Source organism: Novosphingobium kalidii (assembly GCF_040534015.1).
Lineage (GTDB): Bacteria > Pseudomonadota > Alphaproteobacteria > Sphingomonadales > Sphingomonadaceae > Novosphingobium > Novosphingobium kalidii.
In genome coordinates this window covers 126,092-147,943 of record NZ_JBEWLY010000007.1, presented here as the reverse complement: position 1 = coordinate 147,943, position 21,852 = coordinate 126,092, and the positions used below count along the sequence as shown (strand labels likewise).

At 63.5% G+C, this 21,852-nt stretch carries 30 protein-coding genes; 4 read left to right on the top strand and 26 right to left on the bottom strand.

What is annotated here, in order from left to right; all coding sequences use genetic code 11:
* Position 1: 1 nt before the first annotated feature.
* The 4 genes from fliR to flgC are packed head-to-tail and all read right to left on the bottom strand — an operon-like array spanning position 2 to position 1,813.
* Positions 2-754: a flagellar biosynthetic protein FliR gene (fliR, locus tag ABVV53_RS02595; RefSeq protein WP_353982762.1), complete on the bottom strand. Its 753-nt coding sequence runs from the start codon at positions 752-754 to the stop codon at positions 2-4.
* Positions 755-759: 5 nt separating this feature from the next.
* Positions 760-1,023 carry a flagellar biosynthetic protein FliQ gene (locus tag ABVV53_RS02590; protein WP_353982761.1) on the bottom strand — a complete coding sequence of 88 codons (264 nt, stop codon included), beginning with the start codon at positions 1,021-1,023 and terminating at the stop codon, positions 760-762.
* Between the two features lie 4 nt (positions 1,024-1,027).
* Positions 1,028-1,360, bottom strand: a complete 333-nt coding sequence (fliE, locus tag ABVV53_RS02585; RefSeq protein ID WP_353982760.1) for a flagellar hook-basal body complex protein FliE — start codon at positions 1,358-1,360, stop codon at positions 1,028-1,030.
* A gap of 30 nt (positions 1,361-1,390) precedes the next feature.
* Positions 1,391-1,813, bottom strand: coding sequence for a flagellar basal body rod protein FlgC (flgC, locus tag ABVV53_RS02580; RefSeq protein ID WP_353982759.1), 423 nt, complete (start codon positions 1,811-1,813; stop codon positions 1,391-1,393).
* A gap of 115 nt (positions 1,814-1,928) precedes the next feature.
* Between flgC and ABVV53_RS02575 the strand changes: the two genes are divergently transcribed.
* The 3 genes from ABVV53_RS02575 to fliP are packed head-to-tail and all read left to right on the top strand — an operon-like array spanning position 1,929 to position 3,382.
* Positions 1,929-2,156, top strand: coding sequence for a FliM/FliN family flagellar motor switch protein (locus ABVV53_RS02575; protein WP_353982758.1), 228 nt, complete (start codon positions 1,929-1,931; stop codon positions 2,154-2,156).
* A gap of 4 nt (positions 2,157-2,160) precedes the next feature.
* Positions 2,161-2,664 (top strand): FliO/MopB family protein, encoded by a 504-nt coding sequence (locus tag ABVV53_RS02570; protein ID WP_353982757.1) that lies wholly within the window; start codon positions 2,161-2,163, stop codon positions 2,662-2,664.
* Positions 2,657-3,382 carry a flagellar type III secretion system pore protein FliP gene (gene fliP, locus ABVV53_RS02565; protein ID WP_353982756.1) on the top strand — a complete coding sequence of 242 codons (726 nt, stop codon included), beginning with the start codon at positions 2,657-2,659 and terminating at the stop codon, positions 3,380-3,382. Before ABVV53_RS02570 ends, fliP begins: the two co-directional genes overlap by 8 nt.
* On the opposite strand, the gene ABVV53_RS02560 is transcribed toward fliP, so the two are convergent.
* From ABVV53_RS02560 to motA, 13 genes are read right to left on the bottom strand one after another with little or no spacing between them, the layout of a single operon-like run.
* Entirely contained in the window at positions 3,372-4,043 is a 672-nt protein-coding gene (locus ABVV53_RS02560; RefSeq protein ID WP_353982755.1) for a PilZ domain-containing protein, read from the bottom strand. The two genes, fliP and ABVV53_RS02560, sit on opposite strands and share 11 nt — an antisense overlap.
* 23 nt (positions 4,044-4,066) lie before the next feature.
* Positions 4,067-4,492 (bottom strand): hypothetical protein, encoded by a 426-nt coding sequence (locus ABVV53_RS02555; RefSeq protein WP_353982754.1) that lies wholly within the window; start codon positions 4,490-4,492, stop codon positions 4,067-4,069.
* Between the two features lie 4 nt (positions 4,493-4,496).
* A complete protein-coding gene (locus ABVV53_RS02550; protein ID WP_353982753.1) occupies positions 4,497-5,348 on the bottom strand; it encodes a flagellar motor protein MotB in 852 nt (283 codons plus the stop codon).
* Between the two features lies 1 nt (position 5,349).
* Positions 5,350-5,640 carry a hypothetical protein gene (locus tag ABVV53_RS02545; protein WP_353982752.1) on the bottom strand — a complete coding sequence of 97 codons (291 nt, stop codon included), beginning with the start codon at positions 5,638-5,640 and terminating at the stop codon, positions 5,350-5,352.
* Positions 5,641-5,675: 35 nt separating this feature from the next.
* On the bottom strand, positions 5,676-6,197 hold the full coding sequence (locus tag ABVV53_RS02540) for a chemotaxis protein CheD (protein WP_353982751.1): 522 nt from the start codon (positions 6,195-6,197) through the stop codon (positions 5,676-5,678).
* Between the two features lie 8 nt (positions 6,198-6,205).
* The gene (locus ABVV53_RS02535) at positions 6,206-6,595 is read right to left on the bottom strand and encodes a response regulator (protein WP_353982750.1); all 390 of its coding nucleotides are present in this window, start codon (positions 6,593-6,595) and stop codon (positions 6,206-6,208) included.
* Positions 6,596-6,606: 11 nt separating this feature from the next.
* Entirely contained in the window at positions 6,607-7,629 is a 1,023-nt protein-coding gene (locus ABVV53_RS02530) for a protein-glutamate methylesterase/protein-glutamine glutaminase (RefSeq protein WP_353982749.1), read from the bottom strand.
* Positions 7,626-8,498, bottom strand: a complete 873-nt coding sequence (locus ABVV53_RS02525) for a CheR family methyltransferase (RefSeq protein ID WP_353982748.1) — start codon at positions 8,496-8,498, stop codon at positions 7,626-7,628. Before ABVV53_RS02525 ends, ABVV53_RS02530 begins: the two co-directional genes overlap by 4 nt.
* Entirely contained in the window at positions 8,495-8,986 is a 492-nt protein-coding gene (locus tag ABVV53_RS02520; RefSeq protein ID WP_353982747.1) for a chemotaxis protein CheW, read from the bottom strand. The genes ABVV53_RS02525 and ABVV53_RS02520 overlap by 4 nt, the downstream gene beginning before the upstream one ends.
* Complete coding sequence (locus ABVV53_RS02515) at positions 8,983-11,250, bottom strand: chemotaxis protein CheA (protein WP_353982746.1); 2,268 nt, start codon at positions 11,248-11,250, stop codon at positions 8,983-8,985. The genes ABVV53_RS02520 and ABVV53_RS02515 overlap by 4 nt, the downstream gene beginning before the upstream one ends.
* Positions 11,247-11,612 (bottom strand): response regulator, encoded by a 366-nt coding sequence (locus tag ABVV53_RS02510; protein WP_353982745.1) that lies wholly within the window; start codon positions 11,610-11,612, stop codon positions 11,247-11,249. Before ABVV53_RS02510 ends, ABVV53_RS02515 begins: the two co-directional genes overlap by 4 nt.
* Positions 11,609-11,929, bottom strand: a complete 321-nt coding sequence (locus ABVV53_RS02505; RefSeq protein WP_353982744.1) for an STAS domain-containing protein — start codon at positions 11,927-11,929, stop codon at positions 11,609-11,611. Before ABVV53_RS02505 ends, ABVV53_RS02510 begins: the two co-directional genes overlap by 4 nt.
* Positions 11,907-12,788, bottom strand: coding sequence for a flagellar motor stator protein MotA (gene motA, locus ABVV53_RS02500; protein WP_353982743.1), 882 nt, complete (start codon positions 12,786-12,788; stop codon positions 11,907-11,909). The genes ABVV53_RS02505 and motA overlap by 23 nt, the downstream gene beginning before the upstream one ends.
* A gap of 175 nt (positions 12,789-12,963) precedes the next feature.
* On the opposite strand from motA, the gene ABVV53_RS02495 reads away from it, so the two are divergent.
* Positions 12,964-13,323, top strand: coding sequence for a flagellar biosynthesis regulator FlaF (locus ABVV53_RS02495; protein WP_353982742.1), 360 nt, complete (start codon positions 12,964-12,966; stop codon positions 13,321-13,323).
* Between the two features lie 43 nt (positions 13,324-13,366).
* Here ABVV53_RS02495 and cobU read toward each other — a convergent pair whose 3' ends face one another.
* The 9 genes from cobU to ABVV53_RS02450 are packed head-to-tail and all read right to left on the bottom strand — an operon-like array spanning position 13,367 to position 21,850.
* Positions 13,367-13,873 carry a bifunctional adenosylcobinamide kinase/adenosylcobinamide-phosphate guanylyltransferase gene (cobU, locus tag ABVV53_RS02490; RefSeq protein ID WP_353982741.1) on the bottom strand — a complete coding sequence of 169 codons (507 nt, stop codon included), beginning with the start codon at positions 13,871-13,873 and terminating at the stop codon, positions 13,367-13,369.
* A complete protein-coding gene (locus ABVV53_RS02485) occupies positions 13,870-15,330 on the bottom strand; it encodes a cobyric acid synthase (RefSeq protein ID WP_353982740.1) in 1,461 nt (486 codons plus the stop codon). The genes cobU and ABVV53_RS02485 overlap by 4 nt, the downstream gene beginning before the upstream one ends.
* A complete protein-coding gene (gene cbiB, locus ABVV53_RS02480; protein WP_353982739.1) occupies positions 15,318-16,253 on the bottom strand; it encodes an adenosylcobinamide-phosphate synthase CbiB in 936 nt (311 codons plus the stop codon). The genes ABVV53_RS02485 and cbiB overlap by 13 nt, the downstream gene beginning before the upstream one ends.
* Positions 16,246-17,244 carry a threonine-phosphate decarboxylase gene (locus ABVV53_RS02475; RefSeq protein WP_353982738.1) on the bottom strand — a complete coding sequence of 333 codons (999 nt, stop codon included), beginning with the start codon at positions 17,242-17,244 and terminating at the stop codon, positions 16,246-16,248. Before ABVV53_RS02475 ends, cbiB begins: the two co-directional genes overlap by 8 nt.
* Positions 17,241-17,954, bottom strand: a complete 714-nt coding sequence (locus ABVV53_RS02470; RefSeq protein ID WP_353982737.1) for an adenosylcobinamide-GDP ribazoletransferase — start codon at positions 17,952-17,954, stop codon at positions 17,241-17,243. Before ABVV53_RS02470 ends, ABVV53_RS02475 begins: the two co-directional genes overlap by 4 nt.
* Positions 17,951-18,511 (bottom strand): histidine phosphatase family protein, encoded by a 561-nt coding sequence (locus ABVV53_RS02465; RefSeq protein ID WP_353982736.1) that lies wholly within the window; start codon positions 18,509-18,511, stop codon positions 17,951-17,953. The genes ABVV53_RS02470 and ABVV53_RS02465 overlap by 4 nt, the downstream gene beginning before the upstream one ends.
* Positions 18,508-19,524, bottom strand: a complete 1,017-nt coding sequence (cobT, locus tag ABVV53_RS02460; protein ID WP_353982735.1) for a nicotinate-nucleotide--dimethylbenzimidazole phosphoribosyltransferase — start codon at positions 19,522-19,524, stop codon at positions 18,508-18,510. The genes ABVV53_RS02465 and cobT overlap by 4 nt, the downstream gene beginning before the upstream one ends.
* Positions 19,521-19,928, bottom strand: a complete 408-nt coding sequence (locus tag ABVV53_RS02455) for a DUF1636 domain-containing protein (protein WP_353982734.1) — start codon at positions 19,926-19,928, stop codon at positions 19,521-19,523. Before ABVV53_RS02455 ends, cobT begins: the two co-directional genes overlap by 4 nt.
* Positions 19,928-21,850 (bottom strand): TonB-dependent receptor plug domain-containing protein, encoded by a 1,923-nt coding sequence (locus ABVV53_RS02450; protein WP_353982733.1) that lies wholly within the window; start codon positions 21,848-21,850, stop codon positions 19,928-19,930. The genes ABVV53_RS02455 and ABVV53_RS02450 overlap by 1 nt, the downstream gene beginning before the upstream one ends.
* Positions 21,851-21,852 lie beyond the last annotated feature (2 nt).

Here is a 21,852-nt window from a genome sequence, read left to right as displayed (position 1 = left end):
CTCACGCCCACCCGCTCTGCATCCACTCGCTCATCGCAGAAGCGAAGGCGGAAAGCATGGCGCCCAGGACCACTGCGAAAAGTGCCGTTCCCAGTAGGATGTTCAACGGCTGGGCAATGAAGAAAATCTGGATGGTTGGCGCGAGCCGCGCGGAGAAGCCCAAGGCGACGTTGAACACGATCCCGTAGACCAGAAGCGGCGCTGCCATGCTGACCGCAAGCGCCATGGACTTGCCAACGGTCGCCACGGCAAGGCTGGCGAAGTCGCCGAGGTTGGGCACCGCGCCGACGGGAAAGATGTCATAGGACCGGATCATGGCCGCAATCCAGAGATGATGAAGGCCCAGCGCTAGGCACACCAGAGTGGCGGCAAGCACGACGAGTTTCGCGAGTACCGGAGCCTGCCCGCCCAAAGCAGGATCGAAGATCACTGCGGACGACAGACCCGTCTGTGTACTGGCGATCGAAGCCGCCATGATGGCTGCCTGAAACATCAGGCGCACGATCATCCCCAAAGCAAGACCGATGCAAAGCTCGATCACGATGATACCGGCCAGGCCGTTGCCGTCGCGTGCGGCCGGCAGCACCGTCGGGGAAAGCAGCCCCCACAAGCCCAGGCTGAGACCAAACGCAATCAGTAGCCGCATCCGGCCCGGGACCGCCTCCTCCGAAAAGACAGGCAACAGCATCAGCATAGCCCCAACCCGCGCGAACAGGATGAGGAATGCACTGACCTGGAGCGGCAGATCCAGCATCCGCCTCAGCCGCTGATGACGCGTGCGGACACCTCGGCCATGAAAGCCGACAGTGCCTGGCCGCTCATGGGCAGAGTCATCAACATCACCACGCCCAGAACAAGGATCTTGGGAACGAAGGTGAGCGTCATTTCCTGAATCTGCGTCAGCGCCTGGACAAGACCGATCGCCACGCCGACGATCAGGGATGCGATCAGCATCGGCCCCGCGATGGTCAGAACGAGCATCAAGGCTGCTTTTGACAGCGCGAGAGTATCAGCTGGGCTCATGGCGTCAGATCTGCATTCGCATGATTTCGCCGTAGGCGCTGACTACGCGGTCGCGCACGGCAACGACCGTGTCGAGCGCCGTCTCGGCAGCCCCAATTGCGGTCACGACGTCGATCAGATCGCCCTGCCCTGCAACCTGACGCGCACTGGCCTGCTCGGCGCCACGCATCGCCTCGGTCGTGTCTGTCACCATCTCCTCGACCATGCTGCCGAAGCTGCCGCCGGAGCCGGCCACGCTGGTGCCGCCCGCGGAAGGCAGCTTGGAAATGCCGGCAGAACTACCGGTACCTAGCGCGCGGCCATAGGCTGCGGCTGCATCGAATGCGCCGATGGACATGTCTGTTTTCCCTTAAAGTTTTAAGTGCTGTTACTTAAGCAAGTCGATGGTGCGCATGGTCATGGACCGCGCCGTCTCGATGGCATTTACGTTTGCTTCGTAGGAACGCTGCGCCGAGCGCATGTCAGCGGTCTCCACTGCGCTGTTCACATTGGGCATGAACACATAGCCCTGCCCATCCGCGGCCGGGTGCCCCGGCTGGTACACACGCTGGAACGCGGACTTGTCCGTTGCGATGCCACGTACGCGCACGCCTTCGTGGGGTTCGTCGCTCTTGGCGCCGCCACCGTCCAACACCGGCTCGAACGTTACCACGCGGCGCCTGTAAGGGTCACCCCCGGGGGTGCTGGAAACCGACTGCTGGTTCGCAAGGTTCTCGGCAATGACCCGCATACGCAGCGACTGCGCGCGCAGCGCCGATGCGGATACTTCTACTGAGTTACGAAGGGACATCTCTATCTCCGGGATGGGCGAACCCGCCTCGAGACTCTTGTAGGCAGAATTTGCCTAGTTGGTCCGATCACCCGGAAATTTAATCCTATAAGTCTCCCCATAAGGAGACGCATCCGTGCTTGAAGAAGTTCCCGTCCAGATGTCGGTCGTACTGGGTTCCAGCCAGCTTCCGATCCGCCAAGTCCTCAAGATGGGTCGTGGCGCGCTGATCCAGCTCGACTGCGGCTATGACGACCCTACAGAAATCTACGTGAACGATAAGCTGATCGCGCGCGGCAAGATCCAGGTTTCGGGCGACCGGATGTCGATCGAAGTGACCGACGTCATCAGGCGAGGCCGCTAAGAGGATGGACGCCTATGCGTTGCTGCGCACTCTTGGCGCACTTGCGACAGTGCTTGGCCTGCTGGCCGGCGCACTCTGGATCGTGCGCCGGTATGGCATTCGCCTGCCGGGACGGGTCAGTAGCGACGGCACGCGCCGGCTGGAGGTAATCGAGCGAACCATGCTGGATGGACGTCGTTCGGTCGCCCTCCTTCGCAGAGATGGCCGCGAGCACCTGATCCTCCTTTCGCCTGAAGGCAATGTCCTGCTCGAAGCAGGCATCATTCGCGACGAGATCGATCTTGAAGATCAAGCAGTCCGCCTGGAAGCCCAGCGTGAGGCGATGGAAGCGTCCAAGGCCCAAAACGAGGCCATGCGCGAATCCTTCTTTGCCATGGTCGATAAGGCCCGCACCGGTGTCAAAGACCGCATCGAGGCCGCTCAGCCGGTCGTCGAGAAAGTCAGGAATCGCGTGCAGCCCGTATCCAAGCGCGCGAAGTCGCGCCGTTCCGGAGATTCTCGTGCGTAAGCTCGTCCGCATCCTCGCCGTATTGGGCTCACTAGCCCTACCTACGGCAGCTCTCGCGCAGTCCGCTACCGTGGATCTTGGCGACACATCGCTGACCGGCCGCGCCGTCCAGCTCGTGCTCCTGATGACGGTGCTCAGCCTTGCACCCGGCATCCTGATGACGGTCACTTGTTTCACCCGGATCGTCGTGGCTTTGTCCTTGCTGCGCAACGGCATCGGCGCACCCGGTGTGCCGCCGAACCCGGTGCTGATTAGCCTGGCAATCTTCCTCTCGTTCTTCGTGATGGCTCCCACATTCGAAGAAGCCTGGACGCGAGGCATCAATCCGTACACCGAGGGAAGACTGACGGAGCAGCAGGCATTTGACCGCACGGCGCAGCCTTTTCGCGTCTTCATGCTCGGCCAGGTCCGCAACGATGATCTGCGGCTGTTCACCGAACTTTCGAAAAGACCGCCCGCGCCCAGAGCCGAGACGCCGCTGGCAACGCTCGTCCCCGCGTTCATGATCTCCGAACTGCGCCGCGCATTCGAGATCGGCTTTCTTCTACTCCTGCCTTTCCTGGTCATCGACCTTGCGGTTTCGGCAGTGCTGATGGCCATGGGCATGATGATGCTTCCACCGCCAACGATCTCGCTACCCATGAAGATCATCTTCTTCGTTCTGGTGGACGGTTGGGCGCTCGTCTCAGGTTCGCTGGTGCGAAGCTTTACGGGCTGACCGAAGTCCCGGCGCGCTGCGCCGGGACTTCGTCATTCTGGCCGGATTGCGCCGCGCGTGCCTCGAGCCAGGCTGCCAACATGTCGAACGGCAGTGCCACGTAGAAACCGAGGCCGACTTCGTCCTCTCCGATCCAGCGCACGCCACCGCTCTTCAGCGGCAAGTCGGGGATGGTGAGGACAAGCCGCTCGTCGCGCGTGGGACGGAACGGCAGGCGCAGCTTGGCTCCGCCTTGCGAGATGTCGAGCAAGGTCGCGTAATGGATCGTGCCCCGCGCTTCGACCTTGATGGCGCAAGCCGCGGAAAGCCGAGGTCCGCGCGGCGCCCGCTGCCTCCTGATCCGGCTCTGCGGTAACGGCGCGAGCGTGGTTTCCACATCGATCGGCGTCAGGAAAGCCAAGCCCGCCGCACCATCCCGCGTCCACGCGACACGGGCAGCGATCTCTTCGCCGTAGCGCAGGCCCACTCGCAGTTGCTGATCCACCTGAAGCGCCATGTGCGTCTCGATCTTCATGCCGGTCGCCGAGATGTTGCGCACCCGGCACAGATTCTCCCGGCCGTCGAGAGTAACCTTGCCCGTCATCAGCAGCGTCATCGTACGCGCTGCCCGCTCCCGGAACTCGGGAGAACCTAGCTGGTCGGCAGAGGCTTCGGCGTTCATCGGTTTTCTTGCCTCGTCTGCGGTCAAGCCGGATTGGCTTGGGTGATGGCAGCATGACGAACGACGTCCTCGCCGAACGCTTCAGGCGCCGCTTCCATCACGATCTTGCGGAACTGCTCGAGATTGGGAAGCATGCCGTCCGGTCCGCTTGCCAGTGGGCTGCGGAAGGTCCTGAGGTTCACGGCATGGAGCAGCAACGGCATCCTGGCCGTCACGAATTCGACCTGGTCCGAGGGAACCTCGAGCTGGATTTCGAACGTGACATATCCCGAGAGGCGCCCGTCCTCGAAGACCAAGGGAGCCAGAAGCGGCCCCGTAGGGACGAAGGCGCTGTCCGCAGGCTCATGCGCCGGTGGCGGGCCTAGCAGCCTCGATGTTGCGTAAGCCGCACCTCCACCCACGGCCAAGCCGAGAGTCAGAAGGGCCAATAGCCGAAAGATGCGCTTCATCGCGTCAGAACCTGAAACTTACGTCGCTTGGCAAAGCGGAAGGCTCTGCCAGCAGAACGATGGTGATGCGGCGATTTTCAGGACGCTCCGGCTGATCGGGATAGACCGGCCGCGAAGAGCCCAATGCCACGACTTCAGTAAAACGGTCCTGGGGCACACCACTAGCCACGAGCGCTGCACGAGCGGCATGCGCGCGATCACCCGAAAGCCGCCAGTTAGCATCCGGCTGACCCGCTGCATCGGTATGGCCTTCAACTGCGATCTGAACACCTGAGCGTGCAATTCGCCCGGCAATGCTTGCCAGAAGGTTGCGGCCGTAGCCGTTGAGTTCGGCGGTGCCGCTGCGGAACATCGACCGGTGGTCGGTATCCATCAAGCTTACCCGCACTCCTTCTCGCGTGGGCTGAACGTCAGCGTTCTGGCGCTCGTCCTGCTCCGCGTCGAGCGCGAGACGCAGTTCCTGCGCAAGCACGCGCATCGAAGAATCGGGTATGTTGGCAGTGCCCCCCCGCGCGGTGCCGGCGGTCGCCGCTTCCATACTGGGCTGCCCCACTGAAGTCGTGTTGTCGGCTTGGGCGCGACGGGTGCGCCCGCCCTGCCCCCGGGTGTCACCGGGAGACATGCCCGACATCGACGAAGTGCTGGGCGGCGCCGGCGTGAAATACTCAGCCAGCCCCCGCAGGCGCTCCTTGTCCGGGTTCGCAAGCAGCCAGAGCAGCATGAAGAAGGCCATCATGGCGGTCACAAAGTCCGCATAAGCGACTTTCCACGCACCACCATGATGCGCCGCGGCCGCTTTCTTGACCTTCTTGATTATGATGATCGGGCGCTCGTTGACCCCGGACTGCTGGGACACGTCAGGCGGCTCCCAGCGCCACGCGGAGGCGATCCTGAACCAGGTTCAGACGCACTCTCTCCACCGCTTCAAGCGTGCTCGTGCCGTTGGCTACGCACTCCAGGAGATCCGCAGCTTCCTGCGAGCGCTGGACCAGAAGGTCGAAGGTCTGCAGTTGCTCGGTGTAGGTGCAAGCCAGATACTCGTCCGAGGCGAGGACCTCGGCCAGCGATTCGATAAGCGTGCGAACGTCACGGATCTCCTGTGCAACGGCAGAACACAGGGTGATGGCGAGGTCGTCGATCTTTGACATCCGAATGATCCGATACAGCAAGTGGGGGCGATGGCTTAGAACAGCTCCAGGTCGCCGACGCTCTGAAGCGGGCGGCGCACTGGAGGGGTGACGACCGGGTCGGGTGCGTGAACGACACGGTTGCAACGCGAGCGGCCTTCAAACGGCTGGAATTCAACTCTGCGCGCCTGATTTCCGCCAAGGTCGACATGCGCGATGGCAATGCCTTCTGCCTCGACGAAGCGGCGTGCGAACTCGGCGTTGCTCGAACCGATCATGCCCAGTCCGGCGATCATGTTGGCGCCCCCGTACAAATGAGCGCGCAGGCGGTTTCTCGCAGCGCCAAGCTTCATCATCTCGTTGATGAGGAGCTCCATCGCATGAATGCCGTAACTTGAGAGGTTCTGCTGTTGAACGCGATGATCGGGCTCCCCGAGAAGGAAGTGATTCATTCCTCCGACGCGGGCCACGCTATCCTGGAGGCACACGGCGACGCACGAGCCGAGCACCGTCGAAATGACGACGTTCGGCCGCGACACGACGGCATGCTCCCCCTGTACGATCGAAATGCGTTCCATCGTACAGCTCAGGTCAATTCGCCGAAGATGCGCTCGATCTTCTCCTTGAGCGCGGCCGGGGCGAAGGGCTTCACCAGATAGTTGTTGACGCCCAGCGCCGCCGCCTTCTGCACGATCTCGCGATCCGAAGATCCCGTCAGCATGATGAACACGGTCTTGCCGATCACGGCGTCCTTGCGCACTTCCTCAAGGAACTGCAGCCCATCCATTTCCGGCATGTTCAAGTCGGAGATGATAAGGTGCACGCGATCCGAGCGGACGGCGCCGAGGGCTTCAACAGCGCCCGGTTTGTCACGGACATCCTTGAAGCCGAAGTCCTGGAGGGCACGGCGGATCATGGCGCGCATGCTCGCCTGATCGTCGACCACCATGACCTTGATTGCAGCTGCTGCTGGCATTGCTTCCTACCTCAAGAACGGCAAGCCGCGAGGATTGCCTCGGGCATTGCGGATAAACTGAACTGATGCTCCACGGCACCAGCTTCGAAGGCGGCGCGGGGCATACCGTAGACCACGCAGGTCTCCTGATTTTGACCCAGCGTGCGTGCTCCGGATTGGCGCATCGCAAGCAGGCCTTCGGCGCCATCGGCCCCCATACCAGTGAGGATGACTCCCACAGCGCCGGCACCCAGAGGTGCGACGGAACGGAAGAGCACGTCGACGGACGGGCGATGTCCACTCACCGGCTCGCCGGAGCGAAGCCGTATCCGCGCCTGACCAGGGCTGAGCGACATGTGCTGCTCTCCCCCAGGTGCAATATATGCGGTTCCGCGCTCTACCGGCATGCCGTCCGCCGCTTCGACGACGTTGACCGCACAGATCGCGTCAAGGCGAGAAGCAAACCCGGCCGTGAAGCCGGCTGGCATGTGCTGGACGATCAGCACCGGCGGGCAGTCGGCAGGCAAGCTGGCGATGAGCGAGAACAATGCCTCGACGCCCCCTGTCGACGAACCGATGGCGATCACGACGTTCCGGAAGGAAGATCCTGCGGGCGCTGCGCGCGTGGGCGCAGCCGAGCCGCTTTGACCCACCCGGCTACGCGCGGCGGCCTTCACCGTCTTGCGCAAATGGTCCGCATTTTGAGCTAGTTCCAACGAGTTGCCGCTGGGTTTCGCAATGCAGTCCACCGCACCGAGACGGAGCGCCTCGATGGTGACCTCGGTTCCGCGCGCCGTCAGTGTCGAGCACATGACCACGGGCATGGGCCGAAGCCGCATGATCTTTTCCAGGAAAGACAGCCCGTCCATCCCCGGCATTTCGACGTCCAATGTCACGACATCAGGATTGAGCTCCCTAATCATCGCGCGAGCCGCGTGAGGCTCCGGCGCGAGGCCGATGACTTCGATCTCCGGGTCCGCCGAGAGGATCCGGTTCAAAGCCATTCGCATGCTGGGGCTGTCGTCCACGACCACGACCCGTACAGGGTTCGTCATCGCGCTCCTCCGTTCTTCTGATAAATGGTCTGACCGGCGGGGCTCATGCCCAGCTTGGCCGGAGCGATCAGCCGCTCCGAGTGACCGATGTAAAGGAATCCACCCGGCGCCAGTCGCTCAACCAGCCGCGCCTCAAGGTCCGCCTTCGCGTCATCATCGAAATAGATCATGACGTTGCGGCAGAAGATGGCATCGTAAAGCTGACGCATCGGCCAAGTCTCGAACAGGTTAAGCGTCCGCGCCGTCACCAGAGCCTTAGCTTCCGCCGCCATTTCGAAGCCGTCGGCATGCGGGCGCAGCCAGGTGGAACGGTAAGGCTCCGGTATCGAATCCCGAGCCGCCGCTGCATAGACCCCACGTTCCGCCGCCTGGACCACCGGAGTGGCGATGTCGGTTGCCAGCAGGCGCACGTCCGTGCTCCTGAGCCAGGTCGCGTCGGTGCGGTCGCGCCCCAGCAGGCACATGGCGATCGTATAGACCTCCTCACCCGACGAGCAGCCCGCCGACCAGATCCGCACGCCCTGCCCTTTCGACCGCTCCTTCAGCTGCGGCATCAGCGCGCTGCGGAAGTGGTCGAAGTGATGAGACTCGCGGAAAAAGTGCGTGTGGTTGGTGGTGAGCGCGATGACCATCGTCTTACGCTCGACGGGATCGCGCTCCACCAGGGCTACATAGTCTCTGAAGGTCGTCATGCCGTTCTCACGCAGACGCCGGCTAAGACGTGAATGGACAAGCGTCCGCTTCGCATCAGTCAGGTGAATGCGAGCCTCTCTCTGCATCACAGCGACGATCTTCGCGAACTCGGCCGCGCCGAGTTCCGCTTCGCCAGCTACTGCAGAGGGACGAGGGAGAGCGGCAGCGTTTGTCACGCAGCCAGTTCCATGTGCCGGGTGACGCTCAGCGCTTCCAGATCGAGCAACAGCACCATGGCACCGGCCTGCTCAGGCTGGTTCTCCTGCGCGCGGGCAGCCACCTGCACCAGACCGGCGATGACATTGCTGTCGTCTACTTCGATTTCCGGTGCCGGCTTGATCTCGCTGTCGTTAATCGGAACAATGTCAGCGACTTCGTCGACCAGGAAGCCGGCCTGTTTTCCGCCGATGCTCACCACCAGGATGCACGAGCGTGCATGAGGCACGCTAGGCTCCCAGCCGAGACGTTCTGCAAGCCCGACGATCGGGATCACCGTGCCGCGCAGGTTCGCCACGCCCTTGATGTACGAGGGCACGCGCGGGAGAGGGGTTGGCTCTTCCCATTCGCGGATCTCGATCAATGCACGCATGTCGATGCCGAAGGTCTTTTCGCTCAGCGAGAAGGTGACAATCTTCCGCTCGTCGCTTTCGATGGAGGAAGTCATGCTGCGAGTCCTTTGAGAGTGTGCTTGGGGGTTGATGGAGCGGGGGTGGCAACGAGTGCATCGACATCCAGGATCAGCGCGATCGAGCCGTCACCTAGAATGGTGGCGCCGCCGATACCGCGAATGGGATGAAGATTTTGGTCAAGGCTCTTGATGACGACCTCGCGGCGGTCATCTATTGTGTCGACCATCAGCCCGACCAGCCCGCCGTCGCTTTCGACGACGATGACCAGGGAGTCCTCCGGTTCTTGAACCTCAACGCTATCAAGTCCGAAGAAGTCGGTGAGGCGCTTCACAGGCAAGTAGTTGCCGCGCAGTTCGATGACCTCGCTCGTCGGCGAGACCGACTTCACTTGGCCAGGTTCCGGCCGCACTGATTCCACCACGCTTGCCAAAGGAAGCACGAAGCGCTGATTGGCCAGGCGAACGACCATGCCGTCGAGGATCGCCAGCGTCAGCGGGAGGATCATCGTGAAGGTTGTCCCCTCACCGGGCACGGACTGGATCTCGACCCGGCCGCCCAGCGCTTCCACGTTGGAACGGACCACGTCCATGCCGACGCCGCGTCCGGATATGTTCGAGATCGTCTCGGCGGTTGAGAAGCCAGGTGCGCAGATGAGCTGGTCGATCTCCTCGTCGGAGAGCACAGCGTCCGCTGCGATAATGCCCTTTTCAACGGCTTTGCCGCGCACTCGCTGACGATCGATCCCACGTCCGTCGTCGCGCACCCGCACCAGGATCCGAGCACCTTTCTGCTCGGCCGAAAGGCGCAAGCTACCTTCAGCAGGCTTGCCGCGTGCAATACGTTCGTCGGGCTTCTCGATGCCGTGATCGATGGCATTGCGGATCATGTGGGTGAGCGGATCACCGATTTTCTCGATGACGCTCTTGTCGACTTCGGTGGTCTCCCCCTCGACGTCCAGGATGACCTGCTTGCCGGTTTCGCTCGAAAGCTCTCGCAGCATGCGCGGCACGCGGCTGAACGCCTGTTTGATGGGCTGCGCGCGCAAGGACATCACGCTGTCCTGGATCTGGCGGGTAAGACGCGAGAGCTGCGGCAACTCGACGCGCTCCTGGTCCGCCGGCGAAAGCCGATCAGCCAGGATGGAGCCGCGTATAACCAATTCGCCCACGAGGTTCAGGAGCTGGTCGAGCTTGGTAAGCTCAACGCGGATCGTCTGCGATCCCTGTTCCGTCGGCTTTTCGCCTTTTGGGGCCGCCGGCGTTGGAGCCGCAACCGGCTTGCTCTCCACCAGTGTCAGCGTCGGTGATGGCGCTGGCGCTGCCGTTGCCGTTGCCGTTGGTGTCGGTGCTGGCTCAGCAGAAGCAGGCGCAGGTGCCTCAACGGGAAGATCGACCTGTGCCTCGACTGGCTCTTTGCCAGGCGGAGGAGAGCCGGGCCCGTCGGCGCGATTGATCTCAACCACGGAATCCGGCGCGACGAAGTCAAAGCATTCGTCGATTTCGCTCTTCTCGATCGAGCCGGGAACCGAGATGGACCAGACAAAGTAGCTGGCTTCCGGATCGAGTTCGCGCAGCGCCGGCAGCGCAGAGCTGTCGACATCGACAACGCGCCCGCCCAAACGCTCCAGTTCGCGCACGATCAGAAGGGGTTCACCGCCATTGCTCAGCGCATCGCGCGACGGGGCGAAGCGAACCATCCAGTCGCTCTGGCTGTCAGCGGGGCCATCGAGGTCGTCGAGGGAGACGGCCACAGGCTCGAAGCCGAAAGGATCGAATTCCTCGACCACTGCGGTGATGGGCGTGAAGCCGAACTCGTCCGCGTCTGCCTCCGGCGCAGGAGCGGAAACCGGTGACGGCTCCGGCGCGGGCGCTGCTGCGGCAGCAGCTGGAGCAGCCCCGCCGTCGACACATGCACCCATGGTGGCGAGAATCTCGTCCAGCTTCGCCAGCATGGCATCGTCGGCCGGGGGAGCCGACTGCTCCTGCGCCGCCGTGACGTGGTCCGACAGGATGTCGAACGCGCTTAGCATCTCCTTTACGACACCCGCGCTCGCCGCGATGCGACCGGCGCGAACTTCATCGAGCACGTTTTCGAAGCGGTGCGAGAAAGCGAGCAGAGCGGCGTGGCCGAACGCCCCCGATCCGCCCTTGATCGAGTGGACAGCGCGGAAGACTCCAGCGATCGTCTCAGCTGACGTATCGCCGTTGGCCATGTCCGACAGCCCCGCTTCCGCGGCGGCGAGACCTTCCACGCATTCTTCGAAGAAGATTGCCTGGATTTCGTCGAGTTCGTCGCTCACGGGCAAACCCGGCGGATCGCCGTCCCCAGCTTGGTGGCATCGAACGGCTTGGTGATCCAGCCGGTTGCTCCAGCGTTACGGGCACGCGCCTTCTTGTCCTCCGAAAACTCCGTCGAGAGAACCAGGATGGGCGTTCCGCGGAACTCTGCGACCGCACGAACCGCTTCGATAAGTTCAAAGCCGTCCATCTTGGGCATGTTGATGTCCGTGATGAGGAGATCGGGCTTGACCTCGTGCATCCGCTCCAGACCGTGCACGCCATCATTGGCGCTCTCGATCGTGAAGCCCTGGGCTGTCAGCGACGCTTTCAGCAACATGCGCATGCTGGCCGAGTCGTCGACCGTTAGAATGAGCTTGCTCACGGGTGGTCCTTTCCAATTTCCAGGCCCAGCGTCTCTGCCAAGCCACACCCGCTGACGCGCTCTACGAAAGCCGCGCTGGGGTTGGTGATTTCGAATTCAAGCGCCTTGTCGTCGGCTTCGGCGCGTGCTGCGACGAGGAGCTGCAGCACGCATTGGCCGACACTCTCCACCTGGGACGCATCGATGCGGATCTCGTCATCGAGGTCGGCAGCGAGGACCAGCCGGACCTTCAGGTCCTCTGCGGCAACGGTGTTGCCACATGCGGGAAGGCTCAGTGAGCGGTCTTCTGACAGATTAGTTGGCAGCGAGGAGTTCATCTTTGGCCTCGTCGAGTGCAGTCTCGAGTTGTTGGAATGAAGGGGCATAGACGGTGGGCGTCATGCGTCGGGCGATCTCGATCGCAACCTGAACGGGCGTGCCCTGCGCATATGCAACGATGGCGGTCTTCACGATGCTGAAAGGCTTGCTGTCGTCTTCGACAATGCCGAGCAGCTTCGAGGCGAGCGGTCCCACCACACAGTAGGAGAGGAGAACGCCCAGGAACGTACCGACGAGTGCGCCACCGATCATCGCGCCGAGGACTTCGGTCGGCTGATCGATCGAGCCCATCGTCTTGATGACGCCAAGCACGGCGGCAACGATACCGATTGCCGGCAAGCCGTCCGCCATGACCTGTAACGCATGCTGCGGCGCAAGCTCCTCGTGGTGGTGCTTTTCGATGTCCGCTTCCATAGCGGCATCAAGCTGATGCGGGTCCTCGAAATTGACCGTCATCATCCTGAGGTAGTCAGAGATGAACTCGATCAGGTGATGATCCGCGAGCAGACGAGGATAGCGCGAGAAGATCGGGCTCTCCTCCGGCCGGTCAAGGTGCGGCTCGATCACGGTGGCTCCGCCCTTCTTGAAGGTGGAGAGCAGCGCGAACAGCAGGGTCAGAAGATCGCGATAGTCGCTATCCTTCCAGCGCCCGCCTTTGAAAGACCGCTTGATACCTGCGGCAGCCTTCTTCACCGTCGCAAGAGAGTTGCCGACGATGAAGGCGCCAATAGCCGCACCGCCAATCGCCACCATCTCGTGCGGCAGGGCATGCAGGATGATGTCCACCTTGCCGCCTGCGACGATGAAGCTGCCGAAGACGCAGCCCAGAATAATTAGAAAACCGATACCGTTGATCATAACCTGTCCAGCCCCTGATCGGGATAGTTCAGGTTATAGGATGAAATCGGGACGCCCGGCGTAAGTCGAGCGCTTTTCGTGTGCCTCTCGACACCCATCATGGCTGAGCATTCGCACTCGTTGTCCGCAACAACCTATTTCCGTCTAAAATAGGTGAAACGACAGGAGCTACGATATGTCTCTTTCTGCCTACCAGCGTGTGAAAACGATCGCGGAATCGCCGCGAAATACCGAATTCCGCCTGGTTAGCCAGATCACCGGTGAGATGATCGCCGCCCGAGATGCCGGTCTTTCAGGCGCCGCCCTGATGCCGGCACTCCACCGCAATCGTGAAATGTGGAGCATCTTCTCGAGCGCGTGCGGAGCGCCCGGCAACGAACTGCCCGAAACGGTGCGCGCCGGTATCATCTCCCTGTCCCTGTGGGTTGACCGCTTTACGACGGACGTGGTGACGGGACGTGAGCCGATCGACGAGTTGATCGGCGTCAACCGTACGCTTCTTGAGGGTCTCGCTCCGGAGCAGATGGCGGCCTGACCCTTCGGGGCAAGGTTGCGCTTAAGCTAAAGAGCGGAACCTCCTACTTCAGTCGAAGGGCGAGCCCCGCCGTCACCAGCACAGCTTCGCTGGCCGCTGCAGCCATGCGCTGATTAAGGCGACCCGCTTCATCGCGGAATCGCCGGGCAAGCGCATTGGTGGGCACTATTCCCTGGCCGACTTCGTTCGTGACCAGAGCCAGCGGCACGCGGCACTGCAGCACCTCTCGCTCCAGTGCGGCTGCGGCCGCATCAAGATCGCGATCGACCAACATCAGGTTGGACAGCCACAGTGTCAGGCAATCGACCAGGATTGCGTCGGCTTGCGTTTGCGCAAGATGGATAGCCTCCGGCAAATCCAGCGGCGCTTCGTAGGCAATCCAGCGCGGACCGCGGTCTGCGCGGTGATGGGCAATGCGCTGCGCCATCTCGGGATCGCGCTCTTGCGCGGTGGCGATGAAAGCCAGGGCGCCGGGGACGGCCTCGATCCGGCTTTGCGCATAGCGGCTTTTGCCCGATCGCGCTCCGCCGATGACGAACAGGGTTCTCATCCGCGCTGCTCCATCGCAAGAGCGACCAGACCGTCGATATCCAAATGGCGCTCAAGTCCGTGCGCCAATTCCTCCAGCGCCCCCTCGACCACAACATCGTGATCCGCGCCGTTGCTTCGCACACCGATGTGGCTGAGCAGAGCGCGCCGCAGATCGCCCGAGGCAAGCAAACCGTGGCAGTACGTCCCCATTACGAGGCCGTCGGCGGACATCATGCCATCCGGCCTATCGCCGTCCAGCGTCGCGAACGGCTGCGCTCCGAGGGGGGCGCTGGTGGTACCCATGTGCATCTCGTAACCCTCGAACTGCTGCGAGAAAGCGACGCCAGCGACCTGAGTCAGCGTCTTGCGTGAGCCCAATACGGTTTCGGCATCCAGCAGCCCCAGCCCAGTCGTACAGCTTACCGGGCCCTCGACGCCCAAGGGATCCGCGATCATGCGGCCGAGCATCTGGTACCCCGCGCAGATACCCAGGATCATGCCCCCGCGCCGACGGTGCGCCAGGATATCGATATCCCAGCCCTGTTCGCGCATGAAGTTCATGTCGGCGATCGTGGCCTTCGAACCCGGAAGGACGATGAGCGCCGCCTCCGCCGGCAGAGGCGTACCGGGAGGGATCATCGCCAGTTCGACACGAGGTTCGACTTTCAAGGGATCGAGATCGTCGAAGTTGGCGATGCGCGGAAGCATGGGGCATGCCACGAGCACACGATCGGTGTCGCGGCGCCTTCCCCTTTCAAGGACGACTGCGTCCTCGCTCGGCAAGCGTGCAACGGATGAGAGCCAGGGCACGAGCCCGAAGCCGCGCCAGCCGGTCCTGTCTTCGATGGCTGCATAGCCGTCAGCAAACAGCGCGGGGTCACCCCGGAACTTGTTGACAATGAAGCCTCCGATCATCGCTGCATCGTCGGGATCGATGACCCCGCGCGTGCCGACCAGTGAGGCGATGACGCCGCCGCGGTCGATATCGCCGACGAGCACCACGGGCACGTTAGCCGCCCGCGCGAAGCCCATGTTGGCGATATCGCCTTCGCGCAAGTTGATCTCGGCAGGCGATCCCGCGCCCTCGATCACCACCACGTCACAGCGTTGGCGCAGCCGCTCCCAGCTCTGCAGAACTTCGGGAAGCAAGTTGCGTCTCGCCTCGCGGAAGTTGGCGGATCCCAGAGTACCCCGCACTTGTCCATGGACAATCAGCTGCGAAGTGCGGTCGGCCTGGGGCTTGAGCAGCACCGGATTCATGTCGGTGTGAAGCGGCGCCCGCGCGGCAATCGCCTGAAGCGCCTGTGCGCGCCCGATTTCTCCTCCGTCTACGGTTACGGCGGCATTGTTCGACATGTTCTGCGGCTTGAACGGCAGCACCCGCAAGCCACGATTGGCGAGCGCGCGGCACAGCCCCGCCACCAGCACCGACTTGCCGACGTCGGAACCGGTCCCCTGCAGCATCAAAGCAGCCATTGCACACTCCCGGACAAGACCCATGCCAATGCGCAGGCCCGCACAAAAATCGCCCGCGCCTTGCGCATGGCTGCGATATCCGCCTCGCCCCCTCCCCCGATCCATGGCTTTGCGGCGAGCATGCCGTCATAGCGCAGCGGGCCGGCGAGACGCACGTCCAGGGCGCCAGCCATCGCGGCTTCAGGCCAGCCAGCGTTAGGCGACGCGTGCTTGGCGTGGTCGCGACGGAGCACGCGCCAACCGCCCGCTCCGGCAAGGCAGATCAGCACTCCGGAAATCCGAGCCGGAATCAGGTTGACCACATCGTCGCAGCGGGCACTGGCCCAGCCGAAAGCGCGCAAGGACTCTTCGGGATGGCCGATAAGACTGTCGGCGGTGTTGATCGCCTTGTAGGCCCAGGCTCCCGGCAATCCCAGCACGAGCAGCCAGAACAGCGGTGCGATCACGCCGTCGCAGAAACTCTCTGCCAGGCTCTCGATGGCAGCACGCGCGATGGCCGGTTCGTCCAAGGCTGCTGTATCGCGACCGACGATCATGCCCACAGCGCTGCGGGCTGCGGGTAAGTCGCCGTTCGACAAGGCAGCCTCTATGGGACGATAGTGATCGAGCAAGCTGCGCTGCGCCAGCGCCGGCCACGCCAAGATGGCCACGAACAGCCAAGCCCACGATCCGGCGAAGGTGCGGATGGTCCATTCAGCCAGTGCCGCCGGGCCTGCGGCGGTCAGGATCAGCAGCAGCAAGGTCATCAGGCCCAGGAACCGCCGCCGGCGTTGTGGCGCACCGGGCAAGTTCCAGCGTCGCTCACAACCGACGATGATACGGGCAAATGCGCCGACCGGATGCCCCACGACGCGATACAGCCGCATGGGCCAGCCCAGTGCGGCATCGAGCGCCAAAGCTGCGAGAGCAACCGGCTCAGCCATGGCCGTCCGTCTGGCCGAGTGCTGTGTCCAGCCTCGCCAGATCCTCGACATCCCTCGGCAGACCGAAGCGCAGCAGTTGCGGATGGTCGGCGAACGGGCGAGTCAGAATGCGCAGATTGGCAAGTGCGGTGAAAACCTGCGCCGCCCGCGATGCCTCTACGAGCCTGAACAAGGGGCTCCCTCCGCGCCGCGCCAATCCATGGCGCACAAGCACTTCATCCAGTTGCGCTGCGGCGGCAGGCAAGGCGGCGCGTGTTCGAGCGATCCAGTCGGAGTCCGCGTAGGCGCGAGTCCCGAAACTCAGCGCAGCCGCGCAGACCGGCCACTCCCCCTGCATCTGCCGTAGCTGTGCCAGCACATCGGAGGGAGCAAGGACGAAGCCAAGCCGCACGCCTGCCAAGCCGAAGAACTTTCCGAACGAGCGCGTGACGATCAGGCGCCGGTTCTCGGTAACGCAGTCGGCGACGCTCCACTCGGGCGCGCAATCGACGAAGGCTTCGTCCACGATCAGCCAGCCACTATACCGCTCCTGCTTCTCCAGCGCGGCAAGCAGCACCTCGCGGGGTATCAGAGCCCCGTCCGGATTGTTCGGATTGGCGAGCACCAGTACCGAGGGCGAGCGGCCGGCGCCCTCTATTCCGGTGATCGGCTCCGCGTGCGCAAACGCCTGTTTGTGCGTGCTATACGTCAGCGGTAAGTGGCGGGCAGGCAGGCGCAGGATACGAGCGACCGCTCGAAGGCCCGCTTCGCTTCCCGGCACCGCCAGGCACAGAGAAGGATCGGTTCCGAAGTATGCGGCGGCCGTGCTTTCCAGACGCGCCAGTTCGCCTGGATCGGGCAAGGCGCGCCAGTCCGGCGAAGCAAAGTCAGGCGGCGGCCAGGCATTCGGGTTTATGCCGGTCGACAAGTCCAGCCAGTCCTCAGCCTTTCCACCGAACCTCGCGCAAGCATCGCTGATGCGGCCACCATGGAACGGGAGAGGCTCGCTCATCGCAGGAACACCACTGTGGCCAGCGTGATGGTCTCGACGAGTTCAATGCCGGCGCCGTGCCCGTCTCCTGAGATCCCGCCAATGCAGCGGTGCAGCCACAAGCTCCACAAAGCGATGGCAGGCAGCGCAGCGAGGAGCGCCGGTCCCAGGAACCAGGCCGCTGTCGAGAACGCAAGCAGCCACACGGCAAAGGCTTTCCAGGTCGCGCCGGCTCCAAACGTACTGCCGATCCCCTGATGGAGGGGAGGCAGTGTCAGCGTCCAGAACAGCGGTCCCACTCGTGCGAGCACCGGCACCGCGACAAGAGCGCCGAACGTGGGCATGTCAAGCGCAAGGCGCAGGAGGATCAGCTTGGCCACAAGCTGCAAGGCAATGGCCGTCACTCCGAAGCTGCCGATGTGCGGGTCTGCCAGCACACTGGAGATGCGGCTACTGTCCGCATGCGCGGCACCGGCGGCATCGGCGATGTCTCCCAAGCCATCCAGGTGGAGCGCGCCGGTGATGCCGGTCCAGGCGAGCAAGGCCAGCAGCGAACCAGCCCAAGGGTCCCGTTGCAGCCCCACCCAGGCGGCCCCGGCAATGCACAGGCCGACAAGCAGCCCGGCAACAGGAAACCAGCGGATGGCAAGCGCCATATGCCGCGCTTCGGCTGCGATATTGGGGAGCGGCAGCCTCGTCATGAACTGGATCGCCAGAACGAGCGGCTTCATGTCCTGAGGCCCGTGACCTGGCCGGAGCCGTCTTTCCAGATGCAGAGGCTAAGCAGCCCCCGGTACGGAAGATCGATGGCCCAGACCCCGCGATGGTCGAGCCCTGTCAGCACCGACACCGCAGCACGCATGGCGCCCCCGTGAGCCACCACGAGAGTGTCTGTAGCCAAAGCATCAAGCGCAACGGAGACTCGGGTCCGCAGGTCCGACCAGCGCTCTCCTTGCGAAGGTGGCGCTGCATCGGGATCGTCCCAAAATGCTGTGAGAGCGGCTTGATTTATGGTTTGCGCCGCCAAACCGTCCCACGCCCCGAAAGAAAGCTCCCGCCAGTTCGCGTCCAGGGTGAGCGGCACCTGAAAGTGGTCCGCTAGTATCTTCGCTTGCTCCGCCGCGCGCGTGAGATCTGACGCGACCACCTGATCAATCCGGAGGTGTTCCACCCGCGCTCTCATCTGGGGGCAATCAGAGTTGAGAGCCGGCATGTCGGTATGGCCGAGCAGAAGCCCGGAGTGCAGCGGCGGCCCATGCCGCAGCAGGTGGACAATGCGCGCGCTCACCCGCCGCTCGTGACGGCAGCCTCGGCGAAGGTGGCCATTTCGTTGTGAGTGGCAAGGGCTGCGCGCACGAGCGGGACCGCCAGTGCAGCGCCGCTTCCCTCGCCCAGTCGCAATCCGAGATCCAGCAGCGGCTCCAGTTCAAAGCGCTCCAGCAGAAGCCGGTGAGCGCCCTCGGCGGAGCAATGCGCGGCGATGCAGTGCGAAGTGAACTCAGGTTGCCTCGCCACCAGCGGAGCGATGGCCGCGCAGGCGATGAAACCATCCAGCAGAACCGGCAGGCGCAGCAACCGTGCCGCTAGCATGGCTCCGGCCATGGCCGCGATCTCCCGGCCGCCGAGCCGGCGCAGAGTTTCGAAGGGATCGCGGCAGTCCGCCCGGTGAAGCGCCAGCGCTTGCTCCACCGCATCGATCTTGCGCGCAAGACCGGCGCTATCCACCCCGCTGCCGCGGCCGCACCATTGCCCGGCATTCCCTTCAAACGCCGCGGCGCAGATGGCTGCCGCTGGCGTGGTGTTGCCTATGCCCATCTCGCCCACCAGCAACAGTTGCGTGTCCGAAGTGACCACCCCAGCACCCGCGTTCAAAGCGGCAAGGCATTCCGCCTCTGTCATCGCCGGCTCCTGCGCGATGTCGCCGGTGGGGCGATCGAGGTCGAGCGGGACGACCGACAACTCCGCACCGCATGTGCGGGCGAGCACATTGATGGCCGCTCCCCCGGCAGCGAAGTTCGCGACCATCTGAGCGGTCACCTCCACCGGAAAGGCACTCACGCCTCTGGCGGCAACGCCATGATTGCCAGCGAAGACCACAGCCTTAACCCGATCCACGCGTGGGCGGGGCGTATCCTGCCATCCCGCCATGAAGATCGCGAGGTCCTCAAGCTGGCCAAGCGAGCCGCCGGGCTTGGTCAACTCTGCCTGTCGCTCCTTTGCGGCTGCCGTGGCAGCAGCCGAGGGAGACGGCAGACCGTCGAGTGCAGCCAGGAAAGCGCGAGCGTCTGCAAACGCGATCATGTGCAAAGGTGCCCCTCGGGCGGGGTGCGCACGATGAAATGGCCTTTCACGCCGTCCGGCCACTCCGCATAACGCACCACGCCTTCCTCGCTGGCCGCGTGCCGGGTGGCATATGTGAGGATAGCGCGGGCGGCTTCTCGGTCGGGCGTGAAGTCACCCAGGACGTATCCGACCTTACCCGACGCCCGGATGTGGACGGTGCAATACCGCTGGCAGGCGAACAGGCACGGCATTTCCTGCACGGCCACCCCGGCCAGCTCTGGCGTCTCCTCTTGCACCGCGCGCATGGCTTCAGCGAGCAGCGCGCCTCCGCGCCGTCCCCCTTCATCCTCGCGCGCTTCGGCGGAGGCTCGGCACGTTGAACAGACCACGACCGCTGGCCCAGGCTCTACGGGTTGAAGCATTAGAAGCGGCTCCTCAGCCCAAGGTAGACCGTGCGGCCGAGGGAGGAATAATCGCTTGCCGTCTGGTAATCCTCGTCCGCAACGTTCTCGACGCGTACCTGCAAGATCAGCGCTTCGCTCACGCGCCACTGCGCCCGCAAGTCGACAAGCCAGTAGTCGTCGAGCACTTCGGCGCTGCTGGCGTTGTTGAAGCTTTCGCCCGAATAGCGCGCCGCCACGCTGGCCCGCAGACCGGAGGGAAGTTCCACGCCGCCCTCCAGGTTGGCGAGATGGCGCGGCACACGGGCGAGCTGGCGGCCATAGAAGGCGCTGTCATCGCTGCGGTCCTCAGCCTTGATCCAGCTGTAGTTGCCCTCCACGAAGAGCACGTTCCAGCGAGCCGAGCCGGCCAGTTCGAGCCCGCGAGCGCGGCTCTCCTTGATGTTGGCGTAGTACCCGAAACGGCTCGTAGCGGTGCCCGGGATGAAGCAGATCGGCGGCTGGGCGCCAGTGGTCGGGCAATACGCAAAGTCAATGAGGTTGTCGGTATCGCGCTGGAACCAGGTCGCCGAGGCTTCAAAGATCTCCCCAAAGCGATGCTCAAGGCCGACTTCCCAGCCCTTCGCCTTCTCAGGTCCCAGATCGGCGACACCATAGGCGCTGAAGAGCTGGTAAAGCGAAGGCGCCTTGTAGCCTTCGTCGTAACTGGCGCGCAGAATTGTGGCGCCGTCGTTGGGAGTGTAGACAGCGCCGGCGCTGAGCACCGTGTTGTCGCCAAAGCGCGACTGGTGATCGTAGCGCGCGCCTGCATTCAGTGTGAGACCGGCAACCGGCGTAAGCCGGACCTGCCCATAGAGACTGTCGGTGTCGGCCTCGCTCGGGACCAGCGTATAAGGCGCAAGAGTGTTCGATGGCGAAGCCGTGGTCATGCGCTGCTCCTCGCGCTCGGCTCCGAAAACAACGCCCAGCGCCTCGGAGGCGCGGTAAGTACCCTGGTATTCGAACCGCCGGACTCTGCCCTGCGCATCGAAGGTGATCTGACGGACGCGGCGTGATGGATCGTAGTTCTCGCGGTCCGTCTCGGTCTGGAGCACTGCGAGCCGGTTCACCAGTTTGCCGCCGAGCAGTGCAAAGTTGAGGCCTGCGTAGCCAGACCATTCCTCGGTCACACCATAGGCACTGCTATCGCCGCTGAAGTCATCGAAGTCGTTGCGAGCTTCGGCCCAGTAGCCCCGCACATCGAGCGAGACACCCTCTGCCAGCCGCACCGTCACCGTACCGCTTGCAGCCTGGCGGGAATAGCCGTCGTCCTCGGTGCCGTTGGCGCGCGTAGAAATCCCGTCAGTGGTGAAGGTGGAGCCTGCCAGGCGCCAGTCGATAGCCTCGCTCGTGCCGCCGATACCTGCGCGAGCAGAAACGGTTTCGTTGCTTCCTCCTTCGAGTGCAATGCTGCCTTCAAGCGGCTTCTCGGGCCGGCGTGTGGTGACGTGGACCACGCCTCCGATCGCATCGCTACCCCACAGGATCGACTGCGGGCCGCGCAGGATTTCTATGCGCTCGATGTCGTCGAGCATCAGGTTCGAGAAGCCATATCCGCCAGCGGTGGATGAGGGATCGGACAAGCGCATGCCATCGATCACCATGACGGTCTGCCCGGCGTCGGCGCCGCGAATCCGCAACGATGTAACAGCGCCGTAGCCGCCGTTGCGTGAAAGGCTGATGCCGGGCGTGCGCAGGAGAATGTCGGAGACAGCGATCGGCTGCTCCTCAATGATAGCCTCTTCGTCAAGGACAGTGACGCTGGAGGAGTTGCGTTCCTGGGAGACGGGAGCGCGGAAGGCGCTGACGACGATGCTCTGATCCGGCGCCTCGTCGGCGTAAGCGGGAGCGGAGAGAAGCAGCGTGATGACCGGAACAGCGGCCAGAGAAGTGATACGAGGCAAGA